11 protein-coding genes, 1 pseudogene and 1 riboswitch are annotated in these 8,450 nt (G+C 73.9%); of the genes and pseudogenes, 10 read left to right on the plus strand and 2 right to left on the minus strand.

Annotated elements, in window-relative coordinates:
* From IEZ00_RS32300 to IEZ00_RS32315, 4 genes are all read left to right on the plus strand, one after another.
* Positions 1-1,010: GGDEF domain-containing protein (locus tag IEZ00_RS32300; RefSeq protein ID WP_229796316.1), on the plus strand; the 1,010-nt coding region annotated here is incomplete at its 5' end.
* 68 nt (positions 1,011-1,078) lie between these two features.
* Positions 1,079-1,143: riboswitch (guanidine-III (ykkC-III) riboswitch) on the plus strand.
* An 11-nt stretch (positions 1,144-1,154) separates the two neighbouring features.
* Positions 1,155-1,469, plus strand: coding sequence for a DMT family transporter (locus tag IEZ00_RS32305; RefSeq protein WP_189227169.1), 315 nt, complete (start codon positions 1,155-1,157; stop codon positions 1,467-1,469).
* Between the two features lie 86 nt (positions 1,470-1,555).
* On the plus strand, positions 1,556-2,380 hold the full coding sequence (locus IEZ00_RS32310) for a siderophore-interacting protein (RefSeq protein WP_189227170.1): 825 nt from the start codon (positions 1,556-1,558) through the stop codon (positions 2,378-2,380).
* 130 nt (positions 2,381-2,510) lie between these two features.
* Positions 2,511-3,356 carry an alpha/beta hydrolase gene (locus tag IEZ00_RS32315; RefSeq protein ID WP_189227171.1) on the plus strand — a complete coding sequence of 282 codons (846 nt, stop codon included), beginning with the start codon at positions 2,511-2,513 and terminating at the stop codon, positions 3,354-3,356.
* Between the two features lie 3 nt (positions 3,357-3,359).
* Here IEZ00_RS32315 and IEZ00_RS32320 read toward each other — a convergent pair whose 3' ends face one another.
* Complete coding sequence (locus tag IEZ00_RS32320; RefSeq protein WP_189227172.1) at positions 3,360-3,629, minus strand: hypothetical protein; 270 nt, start codon at positions 3,627-3,629, stop codon at positions 3,360-3,362.
* Positions 3,630-3,751: 122 nt separating this feature from the next.
* Between IEZ00_RS32320 and IEZ00_RS32325 the strand changes: the two genes are divergently transcribed.
* The 6 genes from IEZ00_RS32325 to IEZ00_RS32350 all read left to right on the plus strand — a co-directional run bounded on the left by IEZ00_RS32325 (position 3,752) and on the right by IEZ00_RS32350 (position 7,812).
* Complete coding sequence (locus IEZ00_RS32325; protein WP_189227173.1) at positions 3,752-3,961, plus strand: DUF2795 domain-containing protein; 210 nt, start codon at positions 3,752-3,754, stop codon at positions 3,959-3,961.
* Positions 3,962-4,081: 120 nt separating this feature from the next.
* Positions 4,082-4,372 (plus strand): hypothetical protein, encoded by a 291-nt coding sequence (locus tag IEZ00_RS32330; protein ID WP_189227174.1) that lies wholly within the window; start codon positions 4,082-4,084, stop codon positions 4,370-4,372.
* 220 nt (positions 4,373-4,592) lie between these two features.
* Positions 4,593-5,219, plus strand: coding sequence for a LysE family translocator (locus tag IEZ00_RS32335; protein WP_189227175.1), 627 nt, complete (start codon positions 4,593-4,595; stop codon positions 5,217-5,219).
* A 29-nt stretch (positions 5,220-5,248) separates the two neighbouring features.
* Positions 5,249-5,941 carry a DUF6875 domain-containing protein gene (locus IEZ00_RS32340; RefSeq protein WP_189227176.1) on the plus strand — a complete coding sequence of 231 codons (693 nt, stop codon included), beginning with the start codon at positions 5,249-5,251 and terminating at the stop codon, positions 5,939-5,941.
* 71 nt (positions 5,942-6,012) lie between these two features.
* On the plus strand, positions 6,013-6,162 hold the full coding sequence (locus IEZ00_RS32345) for a hypothetical protein (protein ID WP_189227177.1): 150 nt from the start codon (positions 6,013-6,015) through the stop codon (positions 6,160-6,162).
* Between the two features lie 126 nt (positions 6,163-6,288).
* On the plus strand, positions 6,289-7,812 hold the full coding sequence (locus IEZ00_RS32350; protein WP_229796317.1) for an MFS transporter: 1,524 nt from the start codon (positions 6,289-6,291) through the stop codon (positions 7,810-7,812).
* Positions 7,813-7,834: 22 nt separating this feature from the next.
* Here IEZ00_RS32350 and IEZ00_RS37445 read toward each other — a convergent pair.
* Positions 7,835-8,450: pseudogene (locus tag IEZ00_RS37445) on the minus strand (DEAD/DEAH box helicase); the annotation flags it as partial.

Here is an 8,450-nt window from a genome sequence, read left to right on the forward strand (position 1 = left end):
ATGTCAACCTGAAGTCGTTGTGGGTCTTCGCGTCGGTCATCGTGCTGCCCCTGCCGCTGGTGATGGCGCTGACCGTTATCAGCTACCTGTACTGCTGGCTGCGCGTCTACGGCCACACGATGGTGTTCCGCAAGGTTTTCTCGGCCGCCACCTTCGTGCTGGCCTCCGGTGCGTCCGCCGCTGTGCTCGACGCGACCGGCCTGGTCGTCCGCCCCGGCATCCCGGAGGGGCCGCTGGGCGCACTGGCGCTGGTGGCGGCCGCCGCCGTGTGGTGGCTGGTGAACTTCGCGCTCGTGGTGGGCGCGATCGTGCTGTCCAACCCGACCGCCCCGGCCAGCCGGGCCGTGGGCGACCTGGCCGACCAGCTGGTGGTGGCCGCCGCGCTCGGCCTGGGCGTCGGGCTGGCCGCGCTGCTGGTGTTCGCGCCCTGGCTGGTGGCCGTCCTGATGGTCACGGTGCTCGCCCTGCACCAAGGCCTGCTCATGCCCCAATTGCAGCGCGCCGCGCAGACCGACGGCAAGACCGGTTTGATGGAGGCCACCTACTGGAGCCGGATGGCGGGCGCGGAGCTGGCGCGGGCCCGCCAGCACGGCAGGCCGGTGGCCATGCTGGTGCTGGACCTGGACCACTTCCGGCAGGTCAACAACGAGCACGGCCACGTGGCGGGCGACCAGGTGCTGCGCGCGGCCGCCGCGGTGCTGCGCGGCGAGCTGCGGCGCGGCGACCTGGTGGGCCGCTTCGGCGGCGACGAGCTGGTCGTGCTGCTGCCCGGCGCCACCGCGGGCGACGTGCGCGACATAGCCGCGCGCATCCTGGACCGCCTGCGGGCGCTGGTCGTCGCGGTGCCCACCGTCACCGGCCAAGTGGAGATCACCGGGCTCACCGCGTCCATGGGCGCGGCGCTGAGCCCCGACCACGGCACCGAGGTCGACCAGCTGATCCTGGTCGCGGACCAGGCGCTGCTGCGAGCCAAGCGAACCGGACGCGACCGGCTCTGCCTCGCCTCCTGACCGGCCCGCGCCCTCGGCTGAGCGCGGGCTCCCACGACGCGACCCCGCACCCGGTGTGACACCCTGGGAGCGAGTCCGCCCCGGACTCCCGGACGAGCGGCGCCGTACCCGGCCAGCGACAAGACGGCGTACTGGGGGACAACCGTGCACTGGCTCGTCCTCATCATCTCCGGCGTCCTCGAAGCCGTGTGGGCCGCCGCTCTGGACCGCACGCAGGGCTTCACCCGCCTCGCTCCGACCGTCGTCTTCGCGGTGGCGCTCACCGCGAGCATGGCCGGACTCGCCTACGCCATGCGCGGCCTGCCCCTGGGCACGGCGTACGCGGTCTGGGTCGGCATCGGCGCCGTGCTGACCGCCTGCTACGCCATGTGGTCGGGGCAGGAACCGATCTCCGCCGTCCGGGTGCTGCTGCTGGCGGGCATCGTCGGCTGCGTCATCGGTCTCAAGCTGACCCACTAGGCGACTTCCCCCGGAAGGCGGTTTCCGCGCGGGCGACTCCCGTAGCGTGGACTCGTCAGGCAAGGCATGAGTCACCGAGGAGCACCATGGCCGAGCGGCCCCGTACCAAGAGCGGGCACGTCGTGCGCACCGAGCGGATCACCCCCCACATGACCAGGGTGGTGCTCGGTGGTGAGGGGCTGGCCGAGTTCGCCGTCGGCCCGTTCACCGACAGCTACGTCAAGCTGCTGTTCCCGCTGGAGGACGTGGTCTACCCGGAGCCGTTCGACATCGGCGAGATCCGCGCGTCGATGCCGCGAGAGCAGTGGCCGCGCACCCGCACCTACACCGTGCGGCGCTGGGACGCCGAAGCGCGCGAGCTGTGGATCGACTTCGTGGTGCACGGCGACAAGGGCGTCGCAGGTCCCTGGGCGGCCAAGGCGCAACCCGGCGACGTGCTGCGCTTCGCGGGCCCCGGTGGCGGCTACGCGCCCGACCCGACCGCCGACTGGCACCTGATGGCCGGTGACGAGAGCGCCCTGCCCGCCATCGCGGCGGCGCTGGAGGCGCTGCCCGATGGCGCACCAGCCAAGGTGTTCATCGAGGTCGAGGGGCCGGAGGAGGAGCAGGCCGTGGTCTCGCCCGGCGCGGTGGACCTGGTCTGGCTGCACCGCGCGGGGCGTCCGCTGGGACAGGCGGTGGTGGCGGCCGTGCGCGAGCTGGCGTTCCCCGAGGGTGATGTCCAGGTGTTCGTGCACGGCGAGGCGCACATGGTCAAGCAGCTGCGCGGGCACCTGCGCTTGGAGCGCGGGGTGGCGCGGGAGCGCATGTCGATCTCCGGCTACTGGCGGCTCGGCGCGGACGAGGACGGCTGGCAGTCCTCCAAGGCCGAGTGGAACCGGCAGGTCGAGCAGGAGCAGGAGCGCTCGTAGCGGTCGGCGTGAGGCCGCGCTGACCGCGCTGGTCGCGGTGGCTCTGGACGCCGCCCGGCGGCCGCCGGGCGGACGCCGCTGCGCGCCCTCACCTGCGGTTGCATGATCACCCGATGGCATGATGTGCGCCGTGAACCCGATCTTCGTCCTGGTCCACGGCTCCAACGGCAACTCGTTCAGCTGGGCCCCGCTGCAGCGCGAGCTGACCCTGCTGGGGCACCGCGCGCTCGCGGTGGACCTGCCGGGACACGGCTTCGAAGCGGATTTCCCCGCTGCCTACCAGGCGCCGCAGGACCCGGCCGCGCTGGCCACCGCGCCGTCCGCGCTCGCGGGTGTCCGGCTCGCCGACGCGGTCGAGCACGTGATCGGCGTGGTGCGCCGGGCCGCCGAGCACGGGCCGGTGATCCTGGTCGGGCACAGCCGCGGCGGGCTCGCCCTGACCGGCGTGGGCAACGCGGTCCCGGACCTGCTGCACCGGCTCGTCTACATCTCCGCCTGGTGCTGCGTCGACCTCACTCCCGGCGAGTACATGGCGGAACCGGAGTACGCGTCGAGCGCGCTCGCCGCCACCGCGGGCGTGCTGGTGGGCGATCCCGCCGAGCTGGGCGCGCTGCGGATGAACTGGCGCACCGCGGACCCCGAACTCCTCGCCGCGCTGAAGACCGCCATGCTCGCCGACGGCACCGAGCGGGAGTTCCTGGCCTACCTCAACACCCTCGAACCCGACGAGAGCATGGACGCGGGCACCGCGCACGACCGCGCCCGCGCCGACACCTGGGGCCGCGTGCCCCGCACCTACGTCCGGCTCACCGGGGACACCTCGATGCCGCTCGCCCTGCAGGACCGCTTCATCGCGGAGGCCGACGCGCTCACCCCGGACAACCCGTTCGACGTGCGGTCGCTGGACAGCAGCCACGTCGGGTTCCTGGTCCGCCCGGCCGAGGCCGCCGGGCTGCTGGCCGACCTGGCGCGCTGAGGGTCACTCCACCAGTTCGGCGACCAGCACCCGGAAGTGGAAGGTGGACGTGCGGCCGGTCGCGATCACCAGGTAGGCGTCCGGCGAGATGCGCAGCACCTGCCGGGCGCGCAGGAACCACGGGTGGGCCGGGACGTGCTCGCGGGCCAGGCGCAGCGCCTCGGCGCGGGCCGACTCGCGCTCGCCCACCGCCTGGGAGTGCGACAGCGTCCACTCCCGCTCGCCCGCGCCCTGGTTCTCCTCCAGCACGACCCACCAGCCCCCGGTCCCCATGCCGGTTCGACGCCCGGCCGCTGGGAGCGGTTCCGGGTGTGGCGCGCGCATCGGTTGGGCAGGCGGTCGCGCGGGGTAGCCGGTGGGGGAAGGTGAAACCGACACGGCGGAGGACGGTGCCGATGAGCGACACGACGACGGTGGACCGGCTGCGGACCGGCTTGCGGGACGTCCGGTACCCGGCGGAGAAGGGGCAGCTGGTCGACCACGCGTCGCGCAACAACTCCGACGAGGACACCGTGCACGCGCTGCACTCCATCCCGGAGAAGCTCTACGGCTCCTTCGAGGAAGTCCTCCGAGCGGTTCCGGTCGACCAGAGCCGCGAGAGCTGAAACGCCGCGGTGGCGTCGCCCGCGGGTCCGGCGACGCCACCGGCGCAGCAGCGGGAAGATTGGCGTTTACGTTTATCACGCCGGGGTTCGGCCGGTCGCCCCGTCGGGTACCCGGCGGCCATGGCACCCGATGCGGCGGTCGCCGCGTCCAGCCGGTGGGTCGACGAGGACGGTGTCCGCCAACCCGCCGGGGACGTGCACGCCTGGACCCGCGGCACGAACCAGACGCTGTGCGGGCTGGCGCTCAGCCGCAGCGAGTTGGCCCGGTTCCCGCACGTGCCGTGGGCGGACGCGGTGTGGCTGGCGCAGACCGGTGAGCGGTCGCTGTGGTTGTGCCCGCGCTGCTCGGCCGCGCTGACCCCGCGCAAGGAGCGTGGCAGGAGTTGGACGCGGGTCCGCCCGCGCCCCTGATCGCACGATCTCAGATAACAGCTCAGGGTAAGCCGTTCGGGTGAATAAGTGCGTCCAAAGGCCGATTCCCTCCATCGGCCATTAAGCCCTGCCTACCCTGGAGCGTGGGCGAACGGAGGGCGGCGCGCACCGCGCCGAGGGCGCCTTGGACCGGTGTCGCGCGCGGATTCGCGCCGTACGACCCGCGTACCGGCGGTGGGGGCCGTCGTAAGGGGGAAACATGGCCGATGGGCTCGTGCTGGGGGTGGTCATCGGGTTCAGCGCGGGGATCAGCCCTGGCCCGCTGCTGACCCTGGTCGTCCTCGCCTCGGCGAAGGGCGGGTTCACGGCGGGGTGGCGGGTCGCGGTCGCGCCGCTGCTCACCGACGTGGTCATCGTCGTGCTGGCGATCACCGCGCTGGGCGCCCTGCCCGAGGGCGTGCTCGGCGCCATCGGGCTGGTCGGCGCCTGCCTGGTGGGGCTCATCGGGGTGCGCACGGTCCTGTCCTCGCGCACCGCCGAGCCGGTGGCGGCGGGGGAGCGGGAGGTCAGCGGCGTCTTCCGGCAGGCGGCGGTGGTGAACCTGCTCAGCCCGCACCCCTGGTTGTTCTGGGCGACCGTGGGAGCGCCGATCGTGCTGACCTCGTGGCGCGAGGAGCCCTCCCGCGCGATCGCCTTCGTGCTGGGCTTCTACCTGTTGCTGGTGGGGAGCAAGGCCGCCCTGGCGGGCCTGGTCGGCGGTGGCAGGAGGCTGCTGGCCCCGCGCGCCTACCGGCTCACCGTGCTCTGCTGCGGGCTCGCGATGGCGGTTTTCGCCGTCGTGCTCGCGGCGGAGTCGCTGCCCGCCGCGCGAGACCTGTTCCGGTGAGAGCAGTCGAAGAACTTTGGGGGGATGACGTGCGCACAGCAGAACTGCGGAGGACGGAGCTGCCGTGGCCGTCCTGGTCGGTGGTCATGGTGGAGCGGCGACCGGTGCTGCCCGCCACGGTCGACCGGGACATCCGGCAGGTGCTCGACTGGCTCGACGACTTCATCAGCGCTCCGCACCCGGACCTGGGCCGCTCCGGCGACGTGTGCCCGTTCGTCCGGGCCTCGAGGCTGCGGCGCGAGCTGTTCCTGGCCCTGCGCTACGACGTGGACGGTGACTCCGGCGAGGAGTTGGGCCGCGTGGTGCGCGAGGAGGTGGAGCGGTTCACCGCCCGGTTCCCGCTGCCCCCGTCCGCTCGCGGACCGGTGACCACCTCCCAGGTCGTGGCGTTCCCGGCGATCCCCGACCGGCGGTGGGAGGTGATCGACCAGAGCTACCCGGCGCTGAAGGAGGAGCTGGTCGCCGAGGGGCTGATGATCGGCCAGTTCCACCCGACGTGCCCGGAGCCCGCGGTCCGCAACCGCGACTTCCCGGTGTCCCGCTCGCCGTTGCCGATGTACGCGCTGCGCTGGATGGCCGTGCACGACATCCTGTTCCTGCGTGGCCGCAGGACGTGGTTCGAGCGGTACCGGTCGAGGTTCGGGGCGCTGCACGACAACGGCAGGGTCGCCGACCCGCTCCTGCGCCGGTACTACGAGGAGGCGTTGCGCGCCTACGGCTGAGCGGGCGGATCGGGCATCCTGGTGGGGCAGGTCGCGGGCGGCGGTCGAACGCGGCGCATCCGGGGGTGGACATGGCGTCGAGGCGTGGGGGCGGCGTCGCGCCGTACGTGGCGCTGGTGGTGGCGCTGGCCATCCTCGTGCCCCCGGTTCGGGAAGTGCTGCTCGACCTGCTCGCCCCGCTGCTCCGCCTGCTCCGGGAGTTCATCGCCGACCTCGGCTAGGGCGGACTTCCGCGCCACGCGACGGCCACTCAATTGGGTGCTCTTCGTAGTCGCCCGCATGCGCCGAGTGGGCTGCTGGTTAGTGTGATCGCGATCCGCCGACCCGCCCGCAGGAGCCGCCACCCCATGAGCCGACCGCAGCCCCGGCCCGCACCCAGCCCGGTCCGGCCGTGGGCGGCCACGGTGGTGGTGTGCCTGGGGGTGTTCCTGCTCGGCGTCGACCTGACCGTGCTCAACGTGGCGGTCCTCGACCTGCACCGCGACCTGTCGCCGACCATGGCCGAGGTCCAGTGGATCGTCGACGCCTATGCCCTGGTGCTGGGCGGCACCGTGCTGGCCGCGGGGGCGGTCACCGACCACTTCGGCAGGCGGCGCTGCTTCGTGGCGGGCCTGGCGGTGTGCGGCACGGCCGCCGCGCTGGGCGCGCTCGCCCAGCAGCCCTGGCAGGCCATCGCCGCCCGCGGCGGCATGGGCGCGGGCGCGGCGCTGCTGATGCCCGCCACCCTGTCGATCATCACCACGCTGTTCGCCGGCGCCACCCAGCGCCGCCGGGCGCTCGCGCTGTGGGCGGTCATCGCGGGACTCGGCGGCATGACCGGCCCGGTGATCGGCGGTTGGCTGGTGGGCCTGTCGTCCTGGCGCGCGGGCTTCTGGGCCACCGTCCCGCTGGCCGCCGCCGCCATCGCGCTGGCGCTGCTGGTGGTGCCGGAGTCCCGCTCCTGCCGGACCCGGCGGCCGGACCTGCCCGGCGCGGTGCTGTGCGCCGCGGCGCTGCTGGCGCTGGTCTGGGCGGTCATCGAGAGCCCCGGCCGGGGCTGGACCAGCGCGTCCGCGGTGACCGCGTTCCTCGTGGGCGGTGGCCTGCTGGCCGCGTTCCTCGTCCGGCAGTTCCGCGCCCCGACGCCGCTGCTGCCGCTGCGCCTGCTGCGCAAGCCCCGCGTCGGGATCAGCGCGGTGGTGCTGGTGCTGGCCTCCTTCGCCGTGTTCGGCGCGCTGTTCGTGATGACCTTGTACCTGCAGGGGGTGCTGGGCCGCACCCCATGGGAGGCGGGGGTGCGCACGGTCCCCATGGCGGTGGCGCTCGGGGCCGGCGCGGCCGCCGCGCTGCCGCTGCTGGCCCGCTGGGGCGAGCGGGTTCCCGTGGTGACCGGGCTGCTGGTGATCAGCGCCGCGTTCGCCCACCTGGCCACCGCCGGCGTCGAGTCCGGTTACCCGCACCTGCTGCTGTTCCAGGTGATCGGCGGGATCGGGGCGGGGCTGGCCGTCACGGCGGGCACCGAGGCGGTGATGAGCGCCGTGCCCGGCCATCGCGTCGGTCTGGGCTCGGCCGTCAACGACGCCACCCGCCAGATCGGCGCCACCCTCGGCGTGGCGGTGCAGGGCTCGATCCTGGCCACCGTGTCCGGTGCGCGACTGGGGCAGGGGAGCGTCCTGGACGCCTGGGCCGTGGCCGCCCACCTGCCCGAGCGGGCACGGGCGGCGCACCTGCTCACCGCGCGGCACGCCTTCGTCGACGCCATGACGGCCACCGCCGTCACCGCGGGCGCGGTCACGCTCGTCGCGGCTCTGCTGGCCTTCCACTGCCTGCCCGCGCGCGGCGCCCTACGGCCGGAGGCAGCGGCCCGCGCCCCTGTTCGGCCTCCTCTATGACTTCAGTGTTGACCAAAAGAAATCATCGGGCGACGCGGCCCAGACCACGGCGGACCCGAGGGACGGACGGGAGCTCTTCCTGCTCCGGCTCGGCCAGCGCGTCGTAGACCGACAGCCAACCGCTGCCCCGGTAGTCGCCGCGACGGGTGAACACCGCGACGCCGGTGTCCGCGTCGCCCTGGTCCTGCGAAGACGGGTAGGGCAGCGCGGTGGTCGCCTTCGTGGGCGTGGCGGGTCCGTGCGCCCGGCCCCGCCACGCCACCGCCGCGGCGGCCACCGTGCCGGTCACCGATGCCTCGTCCGGCCGCACGGCCAGCACCGCGGCGGAAACGCGTTCGCGCAGCAGCGCGGTGTACCCGGCGTGGTCGAGCAGACAGCCTGCGGGCGGCCTGCCCGGCGGCCAGTCCGGCGAGCGCACGCCGCGCTCCACCGCCGACCGCCACATCCGCGGCACCAGCTCCTTGGCGTGGGCGCGGGTGGCCATCTGCTCGCACAGCCACAGCAGCCTGCCCGCGCCGCGCCGGGGCGCCAGGTGCCGCCACCGCACCCGCTGGTCCAGGTCGGCGGCCACGATGGCGATCCACGGGTGCACCGTGCCCAGCACGCCCTGCGCGGCCAGCCACGACAGGTGCCGGGGC

The sequence above is a fragment of the Saccharothrix coeruleofusca genome (assembly GCF_014648515.1).
In the GTDB taxonomy this organism is placed as follows: Bacteria; Actinomycetota; Actinomycetes; order Mycobacteriales; family Pseudonocardiaceae; genus Actinosynnema; species Actinosynnema coeruleofuscum.